The 19,986-nt window shown below is 65.2% G+C and carries 17 protein-coding genes and 1 pseudogene; 5 read left to right on the top strand and 13 right to left on the bottom strand.

Translation table 11 applies throughout. The features are described from left to right. Positions 1-36 precede the first annotated feature (36 nt). Both ACOI2T_RS06855 and ACOI2T_RS06850 read left to right on the top strand, forming a co-directional pair. Complete coding sequence (locus ACOI2T_RS06855) at positions 37-798, top strand: SDR family oxidoreductase (RefSeq protein ID WP_409505016.1); 762 nt, start codon at positions 37-39, stop codon at positions 796-798. A gap of 95 nt (positions 799-893) precedes the next feature. Further along, a complete protein-coding gene (locus tag ACOI2T_RS06850; RefSeq protein ID WP_067844173.1) occupies positions 894-1,475 on the top strand; it encodes a DUF1707 SHOCT-like domain-containing protein in 582 nt (193 codons plus the stop codon). Positions 1,476-1,537: 62 nt separating this feature from the next. On the opposite strand, the gene ACOI2T_RS06845 is transcribed toward ACOI2T_RS06850, so the two are convergent. The 6 genes from ACOI2T_RS06845 to ACOI2T_RS06820 form a co-directional block, all read right to left on the bottom strand. Continuing rightward, positions 1,538-2,095, bottom strand: a complete 558-nt coding sequence (locus ACOI2T_RS06845) for a hypothetical protein (protein ID WP_085144174.1) — start codon at positions 2,093-2,095, stop codon at positions 1,538-1,540. 241 nt (positions 2,096-2,336) lie between these two features. Continuing rightward, positions 2,337-3,764: a hypothetical protein gene (locus ACOI2T_RS06840; protein ID WP_409505017.1), complete on the bottom strand. Its 1,428-nt coding sequence runs from the start codon at positions 3,762-3,764 to the stop codon at positions 2,337-2,339. Between the two features lie 300 nt (positions 3,765-4,064). Next, on the bottom strand, positions 4,065-4,562 hold the full coding sequence (locus ACOI2T_RS06835; protein WP_409505018.1) for a hypothetical protein: 498 nt from the start codon (positions 4,560-4,562) through the stop codon (positions 4,065-4,067). Further along, positions 4,504-5,706 (bottom strand): hypothetical protein, encoded by a 1,203-nt coding sequence (locus tag ACOI2T_RS06830; RefSeq protein WP_421876129.1) that lies wholly within the window; start codon positions 5,704-5,706, stop codon positions 4,504-4,506. Before ACOI2T_RS06830 ends, ACOI2T_RS06835 begins: the two co-directional genes overlap by 59 nt. Positions 5,707-6,144: 438 nt before the next feature. After that, complete coding sequence (locus ACOI2T_RS06825) at positions 6,145-7,362, bottom strand: PE-PPE domain-containing protein (RefSeq protein ID WP_409505020.1); 1,218 nt, start codon at positions 7,360-7,362, stop codon at positions 6,145-6,147. 157 nt (positions 7,363-7,519) lie between these two features. After that, a complete protein-coding gene (locus ACOI2T_RS06820) occupies positions 7,520-9,124 on the bottom strand; it encodes an alkaline phosphatase D family protein (protein ID WP_409505021.1) in 1,605 nt (534 codons plus the stop codon). Positions 9,125-9,275: 151 nt separating this feature from the next. Here ACOI2T_RS06820 and ACOI2T_RS06815 point away from each other — a divergent pair, with 151 nt between their 5' ends. Beyond that, positions 9,276-10,646 carry an alpha/beta hydrolase-fold protein gene (locus ACOI2T_RS06815; protein WP_409505022.1) on the top strand — a complete coding sequence of 457 codons (1,371 nt, stop codon included), beginning with the start codon at positions 9,276-9,278 and terminating at the stop codon, positions 10,644-10,646. Here ACOI2T_RS06815 and ACOI2T_RS06810 read toward each other — a convergent pair. Genes ACOI2T_RS06810 through ACOI2T_RS06800 form a run of 3 tightly spaced genes read right to left on the bottom strand, consistent with a single transcriptional unit; the run spans position 10,643 to position 12,421 of the window. Continuing rightward, a complete protein-coding gene (locus tag ACOI2T_RS06810) occupies positions 10,643-11,554 on the bottom strand; it encodes a class I SAM-dependent methyltransferase (RefSeq protein WP_409505023.1) in 912 nt (303 codons plus the stop codon). The genes ACOI2T_RS06815 and ACOI2T_RS06810 overlap by 4 nt on opposite strands. Beyond that, entirely contained in the window at positions 11,541-12,248 is a 708-nt protein-coding gene (locus ACOI2T_RS06805; RefSeq protein ID WP_409505024.1) for a TetR/AcrR family transcriptional regulator, read from the bottom strand. The genes ACOI2T_RS06810 and ACOI2T_RS06805 overlap by 14 nt, the downstream gene beginning before the upstream one ends. A gap of 38 nt (positions 12,249-12,286) precedes the next feature. Next, a complete protein-coding gene (locus ACOI2T_RS06800; protein ID WP_421876125.1) occupies positions 12,287-12,421 on the bottom strand; it encodes a hypothetical protein in 135 nt (44 codons plus the stop codon). On the opposite strand from ACOI2T_RS06800, the gene ACOI2T_RS06795 reads away from it, so the two are divergent. Then, complete coding sequence (locus ACOI2T_RS06795; protein WP_421876122.1) at positions 12,420-13,022, top strand: YdcF family protein; 603 nt, start codon at positions 12,420-12,422, stop codon at positions 13,020-13,022. The two genes, ACOI2T_RS06800 and ACOI2T_RS06795, sit on opposite strands and share 2 nt — an antisense overlap. Here the strand turns inward: ACOI2T_RS06795 and ACOI2T_RS06790 are convergent. From ACOI2T_RS06790 to ACOI2T_RS06780, 3 genes and pseudogenes are all read right to left on the bottom strand, one after another. After that, positions 13,008-13,905 (bottom strand): annotated as a pseudogene (locus tag ACOI2T_RS06790) (hypothetical protein). The gene ACOI2T_RS06795 and the pseudogene ACOI2T_RS06790 overlap by 15 nt on opposite strands. Positions 13,906-14,019: 114 nt before the next feature. Continuing rightward, complete coding sequence (locus ACOI2T_RS06785; RefSeq protein WP_067844137.1) at positions 14,020-16,014, bottom strand: vWA domain-containing protein; 1,995 nt, start codon at positions 16,012-16,014, stop codon at positions 14,020-14,022. Further along, positions 16,007-17,389 carry a sigma 54-interacting transcriptional regulator gene (locus ACOI2T_RS06780; RefSeq protein WP_067844869.1) on the bottom strand — a complete coding sequence of 461 codons (1,383 nt, stop codon included), beginning with the start codon at positions 17,387-17,389 and terminating at the stop codon, positions 16,007-16,009. The genes ACOI2T_RS06785 and ACOI2T_RS06780 overlap by 8 nt, the downstream gene beginning before the upstream one ends. A 113-nt stretch (positions 17,390-17,502) precedes the next feature. Here ACOI2T_RS06780 and lpqN point away from each other — a divergent pair, with 113 nt between their 5' ends. Beyond that, positions 17,503-19,332, top strand: coding sequence for an envelope biogenesis lipoprotein LpqN (gene lpqN, locus ACOI2T_RS06775; RefSeq protein ID WP_085144180.1), 1,830 nt, complete (start codon positions 17,503-17,505; stop codon positions 19,330-19,332). Here lpqN and ACOI2T_RS06770 read toward each other — a convergent pair. After that, positions 19,329-19,979: an LpqN/LpqT family lipoprotein gene (locus ACOI2T_RS06770; RefSeq protein WP_067844129.1), complete on the bottom strand. Its 651-nt coding sequence runs from the start codon at positions 19,977-19,979 to the stop codon at positions 19,329-19,331. The two genes, lpqN and ACOI2T_RS06770, sit on opposite strands and share 4 nt — an antisense overlap. Between the last annotated feature and the right edge of the window lie 7 nt (positions 19,980-19,986).

Raw genomic sequence — 19,986 nt, 5'->3', positions numbered from 1 at the left:
TGACAGCATCGGTGATGCATCGGTAGCGTGGCGCACATGCCACGCACTGTGCTCGTCACTGGCGCGACCGGCACCCTCGGCCATCACGTGGTGCCCGAGGCGACCGAAGCCGGTCATCACGTCAAGGCGCTCAGCCGCCGGGACCGCGTGGGCTACACCGGTGTGCACTGGCAGCGTGGTGACCTCTTGGCAGCTGACGGGTTGGATGGCGCGCTCGACGGCGTCGACGTCGTCGTGCACTGTGCGACCCAGCCCACGGGGAGCAAGGACGTCACGGCCACCCGGAACCTGATCGAGTCCGCCCGCCGCGCCGGCGTCGGGCACCTCATCTACATCTCGATCGTGGGGATCGACGACATTCCGTTGCCGTATTACAAGACCAAGTTGCGGGTCGAGCAGTTACTCGCTTCGTCGGGTTTGGGTTACACCGTGCTGCGCGCGACGCAGTTCCACGAGCTAATCGAAATGATCTTCTCGATCCAGCGGTTCTCCCCCGTTTTGTGGGCATTGCGTGACGTGAGATTCCAGCCGATCGACACTCGTGATGTCGCGCGCCGACTCGTCGAGTTAATCGATACAGAACCGTCCGGACGCGTCGCGGATATAGGCGGACCGGAGGTTCGCCCTCACTCAGAATTGGGACACTTGTATCTCTCAGCGCACAATAGCGGGCGACACGTGGTCAGTTTCACGATGCCTGGGCGCATCGTCGCGGGTTACAGATCTGGAGCCAATCTGACCCCGGAGAACAGCGTCGGCACCACAACTTTCCAGGATTATCTGGGTTCTACCGCATAAACTTTGGCCGCCTACTGGGTTCGCCGCGTCAAGGTAGCGCCACAGTTCGGCCATCGGCCTTGCATGTGCCAGCGATAGTCGTAGGCTCATCAGTGATGAGCACTTCAGCGTCGCAGAATGGGTCGTTGCGGGCTGCTGACACCGATCGAATTCAGGTGGCGCAGCTGCTCACTGATGCTGCCGCTGCGGGCCGGCTGCCGATGACCGAATACGAGGACCGGCTAGCAAAGGCATATTCGGCCGAGACCTACGGCGATCTCGCCCGAATCAGCGCGGACCTACCCGGTGCCGTCAACTACTCCCGCGGCGCCGGCCGCCCCTGTCCGTCGACGCTGCTGCTGGCGATCATGAGCGGTTTCGAACGTCGCGGCCGCTGGAACGTGCCGAAGAAACTGACGACCTTCGCGCTCTTCGGTGGTGGCGTGGTCGATCTGCGCTACGCCGACTTCACCGCCACCGACGTCGAGATCCGCACCTATTCGATCTGCGGTGGTCAGACGATTCTCGTGCCGCCGGAGGTGAATGTGGACGTGCACGGCGTCGGCGTCATGGGGAACTTCGACCACAGCGTCAACGGCGAAGGTACGCCCGGCGCTCCCCGCGTCCACGTCCGCGGGTTCTCCCTGTGGGGCAGCGTCGGCGTCAAGCGCAAGAAACGCCGTAAGCAGATCGGCTAGCTCGACAGGAGCGTACGAAAAGGGCGGGCCCGAGAGGGCCCGCCCATTTTTGTTCGAGGACGTCAGCAGCTGGCGGCTTGAGCGCTGACCTTGGTCTTGGCGGTCGACGCGGTGCAGGTGTTCGACACTTTCTCCGCGGATCCCGTCTTGGCGGCCTTTGCGTTGCCGCTCAGCACCTTCGGCACGACACCGGGCAGATCCTTCTCACCCGGCAGCGGCAGCCCCGCGGCCTGTGCCTGGTCGTAGTAGTACTTGCCGGCGTTGACGTTCAGCTCGCCCACGACGACACCGTTCTTGCCCGGGGTGATGCCGTCTGCGCTCGTGGTCCCGAAGTTGAGGTGGTAGACGCGGCCCAGCCCGCTGTCGTCGAGAGCCTTGTTGACCGGGGTGTTCTGGTTGAAGACGTGATCCCCGATGGCCTGTGCCGCACGGACACCCGGCGCAGGGTTGTCCAGCGACGCCCTGCCCACGGCGTCAGCGGACGGGTTGCCGGTGTTGGTCGGCACCGCGAATGCCGCACCCGCCGGACCGGCCACTGCCAACGCACCGCCCGCGAGAACACCGCCCACCAACGTCCGGGTCCGCACCGACCGCTCGGAGATCTTCCGATGTTTTGCCATGCCCGTTGCCTCTCATGATTGGCGTTGCGCCACAGTCATATTGGGGCCAACGGCGACATTGCCGCTGACCCGGAGGAAACGTATGGCACCGGGTGAGTTCGCGAAAGGTACTGGTAGCGATATTCATTCGGTGTTCCGCCGTCGCTCACAAATTCAGACAGCCAACCCACAGCGACTTCACAATCCTCGAAAACACAACGGCCCCCTCCATTTTGGAGGGGGCCGTTGTTATGGCTATTGATTACTCGTCGCCAGAGTCGCTCTTCTTCTCAGCCTTCTTGGTGTCGGCCTTCTTCTCGGTCTTCTTCTCCGGCTTGCTTTCCTTCGACCCAGCGTCCTTGGTGTCGGCGTCCTTGGTGGCCGAATCCTTGGTCTCCGTGTCCTTGGTCTCCGAACCGGACGTGGCGCTCTCCGACTCCGAGTCCTTGGGCGAGGACAGGCCGAGCGACTCGCGAACCTTCTCACGACGCTCCGCGACGCGCGCCTGGAACTTGGCCCGACGCTCTTCGGCCGTCTTCTGGATCTCGTTGGTGGTCTCCTCGACGGCGGTCGCCGTCTTGTCGACCTGCTCGTGGACGGCAGCCGTGGTCTTCTCGATGTTCTCCTGGACCGTGGCGGCGGCGTTCTCGACGTTTTCCTTGACGGTCTCGGCCGGCGTCTCGGCCTCTTCCACAACCTTGTCAGCCGGGGTGGCCTCAGGGGTGGTCTCGGGCTCGGCCTTCAGCGACACCAGCTTGCCGAGGTTGAGCTTCGCAACGCCGGGGTCTTCCGTCGAGGTCTCCTCGGCGCCTTCAACATTGGCGACGAGCGTGGAGACCAAGCTGCTTTCCTCTTCATCGGGAACCTCGAACGGGTTACCGACGACGTAGTTGAACGCTCCGACGACGCCCTCTTCGAAGAACGCGTTGTTGAGGCCCTTGGTCCACTCACCCAGCGGAGTGTCGGGCAGGTTGTCGTTGATCAGGTTCTGCACAACGAGGGCAGCGCCACCGGCGAACAGATCCTCGACACGACGGGTGAGATCGAGGCGACCGGTCGGATCCAGCTCGTCGATCGTTGCGGCGACGGTCACGGAGGCAATCCGCGCGAATTCGGTGAAGCCGGCCTCGAAGAAGATGTCATCGATCGGGCCCAACGGCAGCAGCTCGTTGCTCAGGTAGTACGCCAGGCCGGTGAAGCCCTGGTGGCACACAGCGCCGGTCGCGCTGCAGTTGCCGGGATCGGCGACGACGACGGGATTGCCTTCCGCGTCGAGGAACCGGCCCGTCGTGCCAAGCGTCGCGGCGGTGGCGGCAACAAGCTGGCCGCTCGCGTTACGTGTGTAGACCTGGTTTCCGTCCGCATCCAGCAGAGGGGCGTCTCCGTCTGCGGCAGTGGCGGCGACGAGCTCGCCTTCGGCGTTCTCGACATAGTAGGTCGTGGCAGGAACCACACCCTGGTAGTAGTAGCCGCCGTAACCCTCGAAGAAGGAATCCCAAGCGCCCGCCAGGCTGACGGCCAAGAGGTTGTACTGCTCGACAGTCAGCGTTTTCGTGGCTGGCGCCGGCGCGGCGGAAGGTGCCGCAATCGCGACTTCCTCATTCGGAACGAACAGCGACGGGGTCGCGGCAACCACCGCGGCTGCACTCAGAAGCGCGGCGCCGGTGGTGATGTATGGCTTGAGTGCCATGCAGTACTCCCTGGGGGACGGGGCGACAGTGGATTAAGCGCTTCGACTGACGCAACTTAGAAGTTCCTGAGAGATCGTAAAGGCAAGTTTGCCCCCCGGCAAGCCGAAAACGCGCACGGTTTCGACTGCCGTCCGAGCCTCAAAAACCCCATCCGCCTTTGGAAGCGGGCCAGGGCCACTTATGTCCCGTGGTGCGGGTTTCCCCAAGAAATCCAGGCAAAGTCCGTCCACTAACCACATCCCGTATGTTGCGGCAACCACCTCCCGTTGTCCGTCAGGTTAATTTCGTGCTGGGATCGATCACGATCGCCGATCTGGCAACCAATCAAGCAGTGACAATGTTTGCCAGGGACTGCTGTTCGTCATGCCGATTCCCCGCGTGACGTCATCGCTCACAACTGCGCCCGCAACACTCGCGTCGCTCTTCACCTGACTACGTCGTGCTCGCATGCGGTCACGAGAATTCGCCAAGCCGTCGACCGCCATCCAACCGCTGCGGTTGAAATCTTCATCGAAGTTTCGCCTACCAGCCATACCCGGGTCATCCGAGCCGCTGACCCAAGAGATCAATGATGCACGGCTATGTATGCGTTCTGGCCAGACCACACCATGTTCTTCACCGATAAGATCGCGGAACTCGTACAGATACAAGTGACCCAGGCGCGGTCTCGAGCTGACAACGGCCTCCTCATATTTCGAGGAGGCCATTGCAAGCGGCATATCGGCCACTATCGCCCGGTTACTCGTCGTTTCCTGAAGCTGAGCCGTCACTACTGGTGTCACCGCTGTCAGCGCCACCGCCGAGAGCCTTCTTCACGGCCTTATTCAGATTGCTCAAGAAGTTCCCGCCGCCTTCGCTCGACTTCGGCTTTCCGAATGGAATGACTGGCTCTACTTCGGCCTTATTGCCGTCTTTAGTGTCAACGGGCTCCGTCCCGTCTTCAACGATGGCCTCTTCTTTCTCGACCACTTTGCGCTGCGGAAGCTTCAGCTCCGGAAGCTTGGGCACCTCGAACTTCGGGAACGTCGGCGCCGCCGGCTGGGGGTTCGCCACTGGGGAGACGCCGCCATCGACGACGGTATTTTCTTCCTCAACATCGGCCTTGGCCTCGGGTTCCTCCTCAGGAGCTGCCATCCGCTTAAGCGGTGCTCCGAGCGAAGGTGTTGAAACGCTGACGAGAGACGATCCGGACGGCATTCTCGTCGAAGTCGGACCAGATTCCTGGCCACTTTCTACGTCCGTTTCCTCCGACAGGAGCGTCGCACCTTCGGGTGCATCGGCGATTGTGGGCACAGGGGTGGGGGTCCCTTGTCTGAACGCATCGACGACATAGTTGATGACGCCCACGAAGCCCGCATCCTCTAGTCCGGGCGTGCCGTAACCAAAGAAGAAGGCGTCCGTGATCCCGTAGACGAAGGTGTCCTCCGGAAGGTTGTCGAGCAGAAGATTTCCGACGAGCTGCGTAATCCCGCCCTCGAAGAAGTCGTCTACACGATCCCCCAAGTCGAGACGACCCGTCGGATCGGCGTTGTCGATAGCGTCGGCGAAGGCGCCCGTGAGGTCGTGCGCCACTCCCGTAAAGCCTTCCTCGAAGAAGACTCGGTCGATCGGGCGATTGTTCGGCGGGCCATCGCCCGGACGTACGTCGATATCCGGAATGAACTGGTCAACAAGGTAGTACGCCGCGCCGGTGAAGCCTTCGAGACAAACTGCACCATCGGCGCTGCAGCTCCCCGTCCCGTCACCGGTCACCAGCGCTCCGTGGCCGAACAAGAAAGCACCCACCAACGACGTTGCCACGCGGAGCAATTCGTATTGCTCAGCCGTGAGCGTCTGCCGTTCCACGGCGGCTGGCGCAGCAATCTGGACCTCATCGTTCGGCACAAGCAACGCCGGCGTCGCTGCAACAACGGCGCCTGCACTGAGCAGCGCGGCGCCCACAGTAAAGATCGGACGGACAGCCATGGTTTTCCCCCGCAAGAGTCGGCAAAAGCTGAGAAGAACTTAGAAGTTCCTGAGAAGCGTATGACGGGATTTGCGGCCCCACAAGGAAAATGGGGGAAAAAATTAGCCATGTTTGGATTCACCGCTTTACTACCATCCCAGTTGGTTGAACTTTCAAACATATGAATGGATCAATCAAGATCATTGAAAGCGCAGGTTGTGCGGCCGTAGGCGTAAAGTATTTGCATCTGAAATAACTCGGCTTGCTAACTACTCGTCAATGCGCAGTCACCAGGCCTGACGTTGCGAGTCGAGCTATTCCCGCGCAGTCATATCGTTTGCTTGATGCGTCGAACGGGGCCAGCTCCGGGCGGAGCGGAACTCGGCAGGCACACCACGGGTGCGCTCAACTGAAAGGACCGGGAGCGGCGGCACTCAGCCTTCAGTGGGCCCGGCGCTCGATGTTTCGGCGGAGCCAGCAGCAGGCTCGGGGGCCTCATCGGCTTTCGCTTGAAGCCGCCGGGCCAAGGTGCGAACACCCTCCACAACGGACTCGACCATCGTCGCCCCCGGCCGCCGCGGTTTCGAATCGCGCGATGGCTTCGGCGAGAAGTCGAGACTCTTGCGGACGAGCGGTCGGGTGACTGTCGATGGCTCGTCGTCGCCCCGAAGGATTTCGACGCCCTCGTCGATGCCGGCCCTGAATTCGTCGACGAATCGCTCGGTCTCCTGCCGGGTCGGCACGAGCCGGGCTGAGACGTACTTGTCGGGGTCGGCCAATGGGTCGTTGTCGGGATACCCGTAGTCGACGGCAGCGCTCAGCGCAGGCGTCATCGCATCCGCGAGTCGGTTGCCCGGTTCGCCGAACGCCCGCAGCGGCGCCACCAGCGGCAGGTTCGTGGATTCGTAGCCGACGTAGGTGGTGTCGTCGACGCGGCTGATGCGGACGGTCTGACCGTCGGCCATGGTGCGCTCGATCGTCCCGCCCGAGTCCAGGGTGGCCTCGCACGCCGCGTCGCAGTCCCGCACCTGTCCGTCGGCATCGATCGGGAAGTCCAGACTTTCCTGGTTGAGCCGCCGCTCGAAGTAGGCCATCAATGAGTTCGCCATCGCGGGCGCGTTCCAGAGGTAGGCCGGGATGTTGGAATTGATGTCGTACTCGTAGACCACGTTCACGACGGGCACGCCCGGATCGGTCGGCGTCGGTATCGGATTGACGCCGATGACCGCGAAAGCCGGCAGCCGGGTTCCGAATCCGCCGTTCGGACTGGCGACGTTGTTGTCGAGCACGTACAGCGTGGGGTCGGCCAGCACCGGATCGTTCGTCGCTTTGAGATAACTCAGCAGCAGGCTGGTGTTGGCCGCGCCCCATCCCGACGACAGCACGACGTTGTTGTCGTCGTCGCGGTTGTCGTAGATCGCAAGATAGATCCCGGGTGGTCCGGTGAAGAAATTGGCGACGACGGTTTCACCGGGCCCCTGTTGATAGAGCCCGCCGTAGAAATCCTCGACGCCGTCGCCGCTCGGGTTGGTCGAACTCGCGCCGATGATGAGCGCCGCGAGCTGGACGGTCGTCACGGGTTGGGTGACGCCCAGCGCGGCGACCATCGTCAACGCCACGCCGCCCAGGACTGATGCCGTGCGCTTAGCCATCCCATGCCTTTCGCCAGAATGAGCAGAAATTACCGGACGCCGCGACACCCGCGCGCCCGCTCCAGCAACTTCCACGAGGGAATCTTCACGAATGCAACGACCAAGTACTCACGCATCTCGTGGTGAGGGCAACGCCACCGTCGGCGTCCCCCGCACGCTATGCGGGCGGCAATTCCCTGGTGTACAACGGCTTTCCGGTGGCATCGCACAGGTTCACCGTCAGTGTCCGGGAATCTGAGTCGATCACGACCTCGCCGAAATGCTGAAACCCCTCCGCCGGGGACGTGTTCTTCTCGGCCGGCGCGTGCACGAACTCGTACCGCGCACCGAACGTGCCGTCGAGTGGGCTCTCCGGGAACGAACCGGCATTGAGCGGCCCGGACACGAACTCCCAGAATGGCGTGAAGTCGGTGAACCCGGCCTGCTCCGGGTGATATGAAATCGCCGCCGTGTAGTGCACGTCGGCCGTGACGAAGACGACGTTCTGAACGTCTTTGGTCTCGGACAGGATGCGGGAGAAGGCTATTTCGCGTCCCAGCGGCCGCCCGTTCTCGCCTTGTGCGACGGCCTCCATCGATTTGGGACCGTCGACCGGATCGGTGGCCGAGTCCGGTACCACGATGCTGATCGGAAGGTCGTTCGCGACGACCTTCCAGACTGCCTTCGACTGCCGGAGACCGTCGATCAGCCACTGCGTCTGTTCGCGTCCCAGGACCCCGCCGTCGTCGGATTGGGCCCATGCCTGCGTGTTGGGGTTCTTGTACGACCGCATGTCCAGGACGAAGACGTCGAGCAGCGGGCCGTATGAGATCTTTCGGTGCAGTCGGCCGTCGACGGCTTCCGACGGCTCGACCGGCTGCCACTCGCGCCACGCTTGATAGGCGTAGCCCGCGAGCTTGTCGGCGTCGGTTTCGGTGTAGCCCTTACGGTTCTGCCCGGCAAGCGATTCGCCGGGGAACCAGTTGTTCACCACCTCGTGGTCATCCCACTGAACGAGTTGCGGGACTGTGGCATTGAAGCGCCGGTAGTGCTCGTCGCCGAGGTTGTAGGCATAGTTGCCGCGGAAGTCATCAAGTGTCTGCGCCACATGGTCCTTGGCCGGCGCGGTGACACTCTCGTACATGCGGCCGTCATTCTGTTCCTGGGACGCCGGCACCGGGTTGTCAGCATAGATCGCGTCGCCGGAATGCACGAAGAAATCCGGGTTGCGGTCGGCCATCGCACCGAAGATCGCCATTCCGCCCTGCCGGTTGATTCCCCAGCCCTGACCGACGACATCGCCCGACCAGACGAACTTGATGTCCTGCGGTTGTGCGGGAACGGTTTTGAAGATGCCCGCCACAGGTTCGGACGTGGCGCCGTTCTCCCCCTCCAGTGTCACGCGGTAGTGCACGGTCTGTCCCGGCTCGAGACCGGTGATGCGCACGCGTCCGGTTCCGTCGGTCGCCGGAGTCAACTGCGGCCCCTCGACACGCACAGGATTCGAGAATGACTCCGTGGCCGAGGTCTCGACGATCATCCGGGCTGTCGAGTCGGAGCGGGCCCACACCAGCGCACCGTCGGCCCGCGGGTCGCCGGTGGCGACGCCATGGGTCAGACGCGGGCGGTTGGTGATCAGACCGGTCGTCGTCTGCGGGCCTCCGGTCGCCGAGGTGCCGCAGGCTTGCAGCGCGGCCGCGGCGGGGACCAGTAAGGCCCCGGCCAGGGAAGCGCGGAGGAGGGTACGACGGGGCAGCATCGGTCGGTGATCGGTATGGGCCATGCGCGTCAGCGTGCGGTGTCTCGGCGACGCGACGGCCAACGGGCGGTGAGGAGAAGACCCAACTGCCGGTGTCGCATTGGTGAATCGATCGTCTTCGAGTGTGATCGGGCGCACAATTGAGATAGTTGCCGGTTCAACTTCAGGGGTGGAGATGGTCAGAACACACACGGTCGTCGCGGGGGAAACGCTCTCTGCACTGGCGCTGCGCTTCTACGGCGAAGCCGAACTGTATCCGCTGATCGCCACTGCGAGCGGAGTGCCCAATCCCGATGTGGTGAATGTCGGCCAACCGCTGATCTTCCCCGACTTCACGCGTTACACCGTCGCGGCAGGCGACACTCTGTCGGCAGTGGCTCAGCGGTTCTACGGCGACGCCGCACTGGCACGGTTCATCGCAGGGGCCAGCGGCACCAACACATCCGCGTCCCTGGCGGCCGGGCAGCGGTTGATCATCCCGGATATCGCGCGCCACCGCGTCGTCGCAGGAGACACGCTGGCAGCCTTGGCGGCGCGGTTCTACGGCAACGCCTCGTTCCATCCGCTGCTTGCCACGGTCAACGGAATCGCCAATCCGGATGTCATCAACGTCGGGCAGGTACTGGTCGTATTCACCGGCCGCAGCGACGGATTCGGCCTGCGGATCGTCGATCGCAACGAGAACGATCCGCGCCTGTGGTACTACCGATTCCAGACCGCCGCGGTGGGCTGGAATCCCGGTGTCAATGTGCTGCTTCCCGACGACTACCGCACCAGCGGACGCTCCTACCCCGTCCTCTATCTCTTCCACGGCGGCGGCCCCGACGCGGATTTCCGCAGCTTCGACTTCATGGGAATCCGCGACTGGAGCGCAGGCAAACCGATCATCGTCGTGATGCCCGACGGCGGGCACGCGGGCTGGTATTCCAACCCGGTCACCTCGTTCGTCGGCCCCCGCAATTGGGAGACATTCCACATCGCCCAACTACTGCCGTGGATCGACGCGAACTTCCGGACCTTCGCCGAGTATGACGGCCGCGCGGTGTGCGGGTTCTCGATGGGTGGTTTCGGCGCGCTGAAGTACGCGGCCAAGTACTTCGGCCACTTCGCTTCGGTGAGCAGCCATTCGGGCCCGGCGAGTCTGCGCCGCGACTTCGGACTCGTCGTGCACTGGGCGAACATCACCTCGGCCGTTTTGGACCTCGCCGGCGGCACCGTTTATGGCGCACCGTTCTGGGATCAGGCCAGGGTAAGTGCCGACAATCCGGTCGAGCGCATCGAGAGTTACCGCAACAAACGGATCTTCCTGCTTGCCGGCACCAGCCCCGACCCACTCAACTGGTTCGACAGCGTGAACGAGACCCAGGTGCTTGCCGGCCAGCGGGAGTTCCGCGAACGCCTCGGCCAAGCCGGCATCCCGCATGAATGGCACGAGGTGCCCGGCGGCCACGTCTTCCGGCCCGACATGTTCATCCGTGACCTCGACGGCATCATCGCCAGGCTTCGCCACGCTGAGATCGCCAGGACCACAGACGAACTCGTCTAGGACGCAGTTGCTCGGAGTGTCGCGCTGACCGTTCGGGCGTCGGCGAACGCGGCGAACATGTCATCACCGGGCAACTCGAATCCATTGGCGGCATAGACCTCTTCGAGGGTCTGTGACGTCACGTCCCAGCCGTGTGCGCTCAGGTAGTCGGTCACGTCGCTGCGCTCGCCCTCATAGACCAGTTCGGACAGCTGACCGTCGAAGCCGAATCGGTGAAAGCCGTCCGAGACGCGTCGTGACCGGGTGTCGGAGAACGCCGCGGCGTCGGGGATGTACTCGGTGGCCAGGTGGCTGCCCGGCGCGCTGAGCTGCGTGATGTTGTCGAACAACCGGTCCTGGGCTTGGGGCGGCAGGTAGATCAGCAGCCCCTCGGCAATCCATGCCGTGGGTTGATTCCTGTCAAATCCGCTGTCCAGCAGGGCCTTCGGCCAGTCGTCGCGCAGGTCGATGCTGATGGTCCGCCGCTCAGCGGTGGGATACGCACCCAAGCCTGCCAACGTGTTGGTCTTGAACTCGATGACCGCCGGCTGGTCGATCTCGTAGACGACCGTGCCCGCCGGCCACTCCAAACGGTAGGCCCGGGTATCCAGCCCGGAGGCCAGGATCACGGCCTGACGCACGCCCGCGGCTGCCGCGTCGGCGAACAGCTTGTCGAAGAAGCGGGTACGGACCGCCATCGCCTCGGCCACCTGCTTGAGACCGAAGGCACCGGGCTCCTCGTCGGTGGAGGCATCGAGCATGCGTATCGAGGTGTCCGACCCGACGGCGCGCACCAACGGTTCGGCGTATGGGTCGTGGATGAGCGGATCCGGCCCGCGAGCCGCGATGGCGCGTTGAGCTGCCACCACGGTCGCCGTCGCACCGACGCTTGACGCCAAATCCCAGCTGTCGTTGTCACTTCGGGTCATCTTGGCCTCCTCCATAGGTGAGCGCCCGGAATTCCTCGGCGAGCCGCTCGTAGTGGGCGATCACTTTCGCGGCGGCAGCGTCGAGGTGCTTGCGGGCGGGAGATCGTGCAGGTTCGAATGCGCGGCGCAACGTGCTTGCCAACTGGTCGGCCTTCTCGTCCAAGGTGAGGCCGAGCTCGTCGGGCAGCATGGGCTCGGCCGCGAAGAAACCGAAGACCGACGCGGTAAGCGGGTAATGCACATCTTCGGGTCGCAGGCCCGCGCCCAGCAGACCGTATTCGTGCGCGATCGTCAGATACTCCCGCCAGCCGGCGAAGTTCGTTGCACCCATGGCCTTCTGGGCGCCATCGGTAACCAGGGCATCCACCGTCTCGATGTCCTGGGTGTAGATCGCCCGCAACACCGGTCGGCTCATCGCCTCCACGAAGATGCGCCGCATCAACCGATGCGGTGCCACCTCCGCCGAATCGACCCGCAGCGCCGCGACGACAGCGTCCACCATCTCCGCGGTTTCCCGGGTGCCGACAGCCGACAACATCTGCTCACGCGTCCGCCAGTGCAGGTAGACGGTGCCCTTGCCGACGCCGGCCCGTTTCGCCACCTCGTCGATCCGAATCCGCCGATAGCCCCAGCGCAACAACAGATCCTTGGCCGTGTCGAGGATCCGGTCGGCACGCTCCTGTCGCGCATCCACAACTCCAGCTTTGACCAAAATGCGATTTTGGTCAAGAGTCAGCCCGAGGCGTCCCACGCGGGACCGACGCAATGGTCGAAGTTGTCGCGGCGGATCGACCACTGCGTCGTTTTCGTGCTCTTGACGGGGTGACGTCCGGCCGCCCAATCGCCGGGATGGTCGAATGGGGGCATGGGGATGTGGACGAGAGGGGCGATTGTTGTCGGCACCGCGTTGGCCTGGTGTGAGTGGTTGACGTGGCGGGCGTCGCGGGAAGATCTGCCCGCCGAAGGCCTTGACCCAGGCCGTGTCGAGGACGGTGAGGTGATCCTGGTGCTGGGCTGCCCGCGGCCGGCCCTGCACCGGTGGCGCGTACGCATCGCGGTGCGGTCGACTGACCCGGCGCGTGCGCGCTTCATCTTCTCCGGCGGAGCGGTGCGCTCAGAGCTTTCAGAAGCGCAGATGATGGCCAACTACGCGGTCGTGACGCTCGGTGTTCCCGCCACCAACATCGCTCTCGAAGACCAATCGAGGACGACCGTCGAGAACATCACCAACTCGATACCCATGATGGCCGACGCGCCGGCGGTCAAGATTGCGTCGAACACCTTCCACGCCCGTCGCGCCCGACGCATCCTTCGGGACGAATCACCTGAATTGGCAGCGCGTTTAGTCCGTGCCCGCGATTACCTCCCGTGCGAATGGGGTTTGGCGCACGCGCTTATGGTGGCCCACGAGGTGCTCCGGCGCCGCGTGGCGCAGCATTCCCGTCCGCGAAACCTACGCTCTGGCTGAAATATTCGCGGCGCGACGACCATTGCGTCGGCTTCGGTGAGTGGGTTTCCAGCCGCGCGACAGCAGAGCGGTGCGCGCCTGCTCCACGATGTCGGAACCGTGATCTTCCTTGATCACGTGGATGACGTGCCAGCCGAGGCGCTGCAGCGTCCGGTTGACCTGGACATCCAGGACATACTGACGGCGACTGTTGAGATGCTGCTCGCCGTCGTACTCGGCTCCGACTTCGAATTGCTCCCAGCACATGTCGAGTCGCCGGACGTAGCGTCCGCGCTCGTCATGAACCACGAACTGCGTGGTCAGGCGCGGCAGCCCGGCGTCGTGGAACAGCAACCGCAGCCAGGTTTCCCGTGGTGACTCGGCGCCGCCGTCGACAAGCGGTAACGCCGCCCGTAGCCGCCGCAGGCCACGCGCCCCGCGATGACGCTTCGCCAACAGCACGACGTCTTCGACGGCGAATGGCCGGGCGTTCATCAACGCGTCGAGACGTTCGACCGCCGTGTCACGCGGGAGATGGCGGCCAAGGTCGAACGCCGTGCGGGCCGGCGTGGTCACCCGGATGCCTGCGACGTCGGTCACCTCCTCCTCATCGAGGGTCTCGTCGCGAACGATCAGCCCCTTTTGGCGTCGCACGCCCGCGATCAGCTCGACGGGAACGTCGTCGTCAACCCACTTCGCCCCGTGCACGGCCGACGCGGCCACCCCGGCGATCACTGCTCCGGGCGACGAGAGGCCCACGCCGACAATCCGGTCGCGCAGCGAACGCCTGATACCGGCGCGGGACGTAAACGTTGCGGTACAGCGGCCGATACTGGCTGCGCAGGTGGGCCCTGGTGAGGTGGCCCGCGGCTATCGCGTGACTGCCGATGAATGGAATCTCCACATTGTTTGGACGCAGCCAGGCCCGGCGTGGCTCCCACTGTCATCGAGATCGACGCAAAGGTCGATCCGCCGCCGTCGAATCAGCCAAAGCGTCGGGTTCGGCGCAAACGCGAACCTAGTGCCGACGCGAACGCAGATAGTCCCCGACAACCGCGGCGCCCAGGCCGTCAAGGTCCGGCACGACAACGCGGCCTGCCACGCGACGCGCCACCTGGTCGATGAATCGGGCGAGCCCCGGATCGGAGCCGAGTCGGAAGATCGTCACCTGCGCACCCAGCCGGGCCACCTCGTCGAAACCGCGCACGGTATGGGCGATGGTGCGTGGGTGTGGAGGGTAGTCGAAGAAGACCTCGGAGCCGTCGTCGAAACCCTCGAGATGCGCGGTCGGCTCGCCATCGGTGACCACGAGCACGACCGGTTGTGCGTTGGGGTGACGACGCAGATGCCGCGACGCGAGGGCCAGCGCATGGTGCAGGTTGGTGCCCTGCTCGTAGACGCCTTCCAGGCCGGTCAACTCGGCGGCGGTCACGGTGCGGGCATAGCGGCCGAACGCGATGATCTCCAAGGCATCTGATCGGAAACGGGTCGAAACCAGGTGGTTCAACGCGAGCGCGGTGCGCTTCATCGGCAGCCAGCGGTTTTCCATCACCATCGAGAACGACGTGTCGACGAGCAGCGCCACCGCCGACTGCGTGCGGGTCTCGGTCTCGGAGATCTCGACGTCCTCGACGGCGAACCGGATCGGACGCTCGACCGTGCCCGTACCGGCCTGGCGCAGTACGGCATTGGTCACCGTGCGGGTGACATTCCACGGCTCGGTGTCGCCGAACTGCCATGGCCGCGTCGCACCGGTCAGCTCGCCGGCCGCACCGGCACGCCGGGTGTCCCGCTCGCCATGCCGGCCCGAAAGGCGTTGCGCGACATCACGGAGTGCGGTCTGGCCGAGCTGCCGCATGGCCTTGGGCGACAGCCGCCATTGCCCGTCCGAGCCGCGATCCAGAAAGCCCTGATTGACAAGGGCGCGCTCCAACTCCGCGAGGGTGCGGGCGTCGACCGCGGCCTCGTCGCCGAGCTGGCGGGCCAGCATGTCGAGGTCGACGTCGTCCATGGTGGCCCCGGCGTAGCTCTGCGAGAGCGCATCGGCCAACTGCTCCAACTCGGCGATGTCGGACAGCGCCTGGGCGCCCTGCCCCATGCCGAGCGGGTCGTCACCGGAGAACCGTTGCGAGCCCGTCCAATCCTCGCCGGGCCGGGCCGCCTGCAGATGTGCGTCAAGGCGGTTCAGCGCATTCATCAGCGACGGTGAGCCGAACGCCTGCTGCGCCAACGCATCCAGCTCGGCCCGCTGCTGCTCGGACAGACTGTTGCGGAACCGCTGCGCGGCGGCGGCCCGCTTCGCCAGCGAGTCCAGCAGTTCGTCGATATCGCGCGGGTTCTCCGGGAAGAACTCGCCGTGCTTATCCATGAAGTTCTGAAAGTCCTGCTGGGTGTCCTCGCCGCGCGCGTGCTTGTCCAGCAGGTCGTTGAGATCGTCGAGCATGTCGTTGACACGCTGACGGTCCTCGTCGGTGGCATTCTCGAGGGCCTCTTTCATGCCGGCGAAACGCTGATCGAGCATCTCGCGGCCGAGGAGATCCTTGATCTGCTCGTACTTTTCGCGGGCTTCCGGTGACCGCCAGTCGTATTCCGAGAGCTCCTGCACGGCCTTGGCCGGCGAGGGCGACAACGAGTCGAGCTGCAGTTCACCGAACCGGGCATCGTCGTCGAGCGCCCGTGCGAGTTCTTTGCGCTCGGCCAGCACCGCCTCGTCGAGCAGCTTCTTGATCTCCTGCAATGTGCCGTCGAGGTTGTTGCGCTGCAACAGTTCCCGACGCCTGCGGTTGGCCTCGGCGGCCAACCGGTCCGCGCCACGCATATCGCGGGTGCCGCGCCGCATGAGCTCCGACAGCGCCCGCCGCGGCGAGCTGCCCTCCATCACGTTCTGGCCGATCTGCTCGAGCGCGTCGCGCAGATCGATCGGCGGCGCCAACGGGTCGGGGCCACCGGTGTACCTCGAATACCGCGAGGTATGCCCATGGCCCCGGCCGGCGCCGCGGCCGGGATCAGCCATAGACGGTCTCGCCCTCCCCTGACACCTTGTCGATGCGTTTGGCCAGATACAGCGCTTCGAGCGCCAATTCGATCGCGGCGGCGCGCTGTCCGACCGACACCGCATTCAGCCGAGTCGTGATCGCGTCGACCGCGGGCAGGTCCGGCAGCGCGGCCAGCACGTCCTTCGCCGACACCCGCTCGCCGGTGGTCACCGGGGAGCCTTCCTCGACCGCGGCCACCACCGGGCCGACGTCGATGCCGCCCAGCAGCCGCTGTGCGGTGTCGGCGGTCGCGCGTCGCAGGAGATGCTCCAGCACCGCCTGCTCGCGCCCTTCCTCGCCCGTCTCGAACTCCAACTTGCCGCGCAGCACGTCGATCACGGTGGCGAGGTCGACGACACGCGCCACGGGATCGTCCTCGCCGAGGATGGCCGAGCGGTGCCGCGCCGATGCCGCCACCGTCTCGGCGGCCGCGATCGCGAACCGGGCCGACACACCCGAACGCTGATCGATCGAGTTGGAATCACGCAGATTGCGTGCAAACCGGGCCAGGATCGCCAGCAGGTACTCCGGCACCTCGGCCGCGAGATGCGCCTCCTGGCGGATGACGCCCACCTCGGCATCGATCTCCAGCGGGTAGTGCGTGCGGATCTCGGCGCCGAAGCGATCCTTGAGCGGGGTGATGATGCGGCCGCGGTTGGTGTAGTCCTCCGGGTTGGCGCTCGCGACGACGAGGACGTCCAGCGGCAGCCGCAGCGTGTAGCCGCGCACCTGGATGTCGCGCTCTTCCATCACGTTGAGCATCGACACCTGGATGCGCTCGGCCAGATCGGGCAGTTCGTTGACGGCCACGATGCCGCGATGCGCGCGCGGGATCAGCCCGTAGGCGATCGTTTCCGGGTCCCCGAGGCTCCGGCCCTCCGCGACCTTGATCGGGTCGATGTCGCCGACGAGATCGGCCACGCTCGTATCGGGCGTGGCCAGCTTCTCGGTGTAGCGCTCACTGCGGTGGCGCCATTCGATCGGCAGATCCTCACCCGAATCGGCGGCGCGGCGGATCGACTCCGGCGTGATCGGGCTGTACGGGTGCTCGCCCAGCTCGGCCCCCGCGATCACCGGCGTCCACTCGTCGAGCAATCCGGTCAGTGCCCGCAACAACCGGGTCTTGCCCTGGCCGCGCTCACCGAGCAGCACCACGTCGTGTCCGGCGATCAAAGCCCGCTCCAGCTGCGGGATCACCGTGTCGTCGAATCCGAGAATCCCGGGCCAGATGTCGCGGCGGTCCGCGAGTGCTGCCAGCAGGTTCTCCCGGATTTCGGCCTTGACGCCCCGTTCGCGGTGACCGGAAGCACGCAGCTCACCGACGGTCCGGGGCAGATCCTTGGGTTGACTCACCACTCCAAGCTACGACTGTGTGCGCCAGTAAGCATGGCCACCTACCTGACTCGGGGTTGCGATACCCCCGCCAAAGTCGTGGCGAGCGCCGTGCGACCGGTAGTCTGCGGGCCATGCCGTTGGCTAGCGGTCAAGTCTTCGCGGGGTTCACCATCGTCCGGTTGGTGGGCACCGGTGGCATGGGCGAGGTCTATCTGGCAACGCATCCGCGGCTGCCACGTGAGGACGCTCTCAAAGTGCTGCCCACGAGTGTCAGCTCGGACAACGAGTTCCGGCAGCGGTTCATCCGCGAGGCCGACATGGCCGCGACGCTGTGGCACCCGCACATCGTCGGCGTCCACGACCGCGGCGAGTTCGAAGGCCGGCTGTGGATCTCGATGGACTACGTCGACGGGCACGACGCGGCACGGCTGCTGCACGACCAGTACCCGGGCGGCATGCCTGCCGAGGACGTGATCGACATCGTCACCGCCGTCGGTGACGCGCTCGATTACGCGCATCAGCGCCAACTGCTGCACCGCGACGTCAAGCCGGCCAACATCCTCGTCACCAGCAAACAAGGCACGAAGCGGCGCATCATGCTGACCGACTTCGGTATCGCGCGGCGCACCGACGACGTCAACGGGCTCACCTCCACCAACATCACGGTGGGCTCGATGTCCTACACCTCTCCCGAGCAGTTGATGGGTCAGCCGCTCGACGGCCGCGCCGATCAGTACTCGCTGGCCGCGACCGCCTACCGGCTGTTCACCGGCGCGCCGCCGTTCTCCCACAGCAACCCGGCAGTGGTGATCAGCCACCATCTCAACTCGCCGCCGCCCAAGCTCGGCGACACCAAACCTGAACTCGCCAAGTTCGATTCGGTGATGGCGAAGGCACTGGCCAAGGACGCCAAGGACCGCTACGACACGTGCCACGACTTCGCGGTGGCACTCGCCGAGGCGGCCACCGGCACCGTCCCTGGCGTCGCCGCGGCACCGACCTCGGTGCCGTCCGCACCGCCGACCATGCCGTTGAAGGCCCAGCCGCTCCCGGTGCCGATGTCGCCGTCGAATCCGCAAGTGCACCCACCTCAGGCCGCGCCGTCGCAGCCGCCGGTGTACCAGTCCTCGTGGACCGGCACCGACGACCTGTCCGGCAAACAGCCGGTGGCCAGTCGGCCGGGGCCGCCGCCCCCACCGACGAACTTCGGTCCGCCGCCGCTGCCCTATACGACGCCGCCGCGCAAGTCCGGCGACAAACGCAAGCTGATCCTGGCCGCCGCCGCGATCGGTGCGGTGGTGCTGCTCGTCGGCGGTATCACGCTGGCCGTCACGTCGGGCGGTGACGATTCGGCGGCCGCCGATCAGACCACGACGTCGGTGGAGACGTCGGAGACCACGACCGAGACGACCGTGTCGACCACGCCGAAGCCGCCCGGCGGCCGCTCGTACACGATCGCCGACTACATCCGCGAGAACAAGATCACCGAAACCCCGATCCACCGTGGCGATCCGGGTGCACCGGTGTTCACGATGCCGACGCCGCCCGGCTGGGTCGACGCGGGCCCGCGCACGCCGGCCTGGGCCTACTCGGCGATCGTCAACGACGCGATCTCACCGACCGATCCCCCGTCGGTCATCTCGCTGATCTCCAAGCTCGCGGGCAACGCCGACGCGAACAAGCTGCTCGAGTTCGCCCCCAATGAGCTACAGAACCTGGCCGAATACGAGCCCATCGGCGGGGTCACGCGCGGAAACCTCGGCGGGTTCCCCGCGGTGCAACTGGGCGGCACGTACTTCAAGGACGGCAAGCGCCGCGCGATCACTCAGAAGACCGTGGTGATCGAATCACCCACGGGCTTCTACGTGTTGCAGATCAACGCCGATTCGCTGTATCGCGATTTCCAGGCGCTCGTCGATGTCAATAAAGCCATCGACCAGCAGGCCACCGTCACGCCCTAGCCCTTTGTCGGCGGCAGCATCTGGAAGCCGGACAGGATCGTCTCGGCGTCACGCTGATACGCCGGATTCGCCGGGTCGGTGGTCTGCACGGTGACGGCCGCGACGAAGGTCATGTCATCGGTGTGCAGTACCGCCGCGGTCACCATCGCCGGATGCGGCGCGACCAGACCCATCGGCGGCATCTGGTAATGGATTGTCTCGGCGGGCAACCCGCACAAGGTGTGGCTCTCGACCGAGATGTCGGTGGCGCCGAGCCCGGATTCCAACGCGTCGCGCTGGCTTGAGAAAACGACCTCAGGGTCTTCGTTGCCCGGCCCGCTCTCCAGCGTCACCACTGCGGTCGGGGCGAACTCGGGCGTGCCGAGCGCGGGATTGGCCATCGCGAACCGGATCAGCTCCGAGTCCATCATCGTGGTGCGTTCCCAGCCGTCCGGCTGCGGGACCTTGAGCACCGGCTCGTCGGGGTTGCGCGAATCGACCGTCGCGAGCTGCGCGTCGACCTCTTCACAGTCCGGGTTGTCGGTGGCCGCGGCCTCCAACAGATCCTGGCCGGGCACCGCCTGCGCGTCTTCGACGACGCGCGTGCACGACGCCGTGACCAGGGTGAGCATCGCCAGGATGGCGGCAGTACGCGTGGTGGCCTTCATAGCTGCC

The organism is Mycolicibacterium wolinskyi str. Jessa 2025 (assembly GCF_049241375.1).
Taxonomy (GTDB): Bacteria; Actinomycetota; Actinomycetes; order Mycobacteriales; family Mycobacteriaceae; genus Mycobacterium; species Mycobacterium wolinskyi.
The sequence above is the reverse complement of the archived record's forward strand: the minus strand, read 5'-3'. Positions and strand labels throughout refer to the sequence as shown.

Coding starts and splice junctions, on each gene's coding strand:
- ACOI2T_RS06855 (WP_409505016.1), top strand. CDS start 37: ATGCCACGCACTGTGCTCGTCACTGGCGCGACCGGCACCCTCGGCCAT.
- ACOI2T_RS06850 (WP_067844173.1), top strand. CDS start 894: ATGAGCACTTCAGCGTCGCAGAATGGGTCGTTGCGGGCTGCTGACACC.
- ACOI2T_RS06845 (WP_085144174.1), bottom strand. CDS start 2,095: ATGGCAAAACATCGGAAGATCTCCGAGCGGTCGGTGCGGACCCGGACG.
- ACOI2T_RS06840 (WP_409505017.1), bottom strand. CDS start 3,764: ATGGCACTCAAGCCATACATCACCACCGGCGCCGCGCTTCTGAGTGCA.
- ACOI2T_RS06825 (WP_409505020.1), bottom strand. CDS start 7,362: ATGGCTAAGCGCACGGCATCAGTCCTGGGCGGCGTGGCGTTGACGATG.
- ACOI2T_RS06820 (WP_409505021.1), bottom strand. CDS start 9,124: ATGGCCCATACCGATCACCGACCGATGCTGCCCCGTCGTACCCTCCTC.
- ACOI2T_RS06815 (WP_409505022.1), top strand. CDS start 9,276: ATGGTCAGAACACACACGGTCGTCGCGGGGGAAACGCTCTCTGCACTG.
- ACOI2T_RS06810 (WP_409505023.1), bottom strand. CDS start 11,554: ATGACCCGAAGTGACAACGACAGCTGGGATTTGGCGTCAAGCGTCGGT.
- ACOI2T_RS06795 (WP_421876122.1), top strand. CDS start 12,420: ATGGGGATGTGGACGAGAGGGGCGATTGTTGTCGGCACCGCGTTGGCC.
- ACOI2T_RS06800 (WP_421876125.1), bottom strand. CDS start 12,421: ATGCCCCCATTCGACCATCCCGGCGATTGGGCGGCCGGACGTCACCCC.
- ACOI2T_RS06785 (WP_067844137.1), bottom strand. CDS start 16,014: ATGGCTGATCCCGGCCGCGGCGCCGGCCGGGGCCATGGGCATACCTCG.
- lpqN (WP_085144180.1), top strand. CDS start 17,503: ATGCCGTTGGCTAGCGGTCAAGTCTTCGCGGGGTTCACCATCGTCCGG.
- ACOI2T_RS06770 (WP_067844129.1), bottom strand. CDS start 19,979: ATGAAGGCCACCACGCGTACTGCCGCCATCCTGGCGATGCTCACCCTG.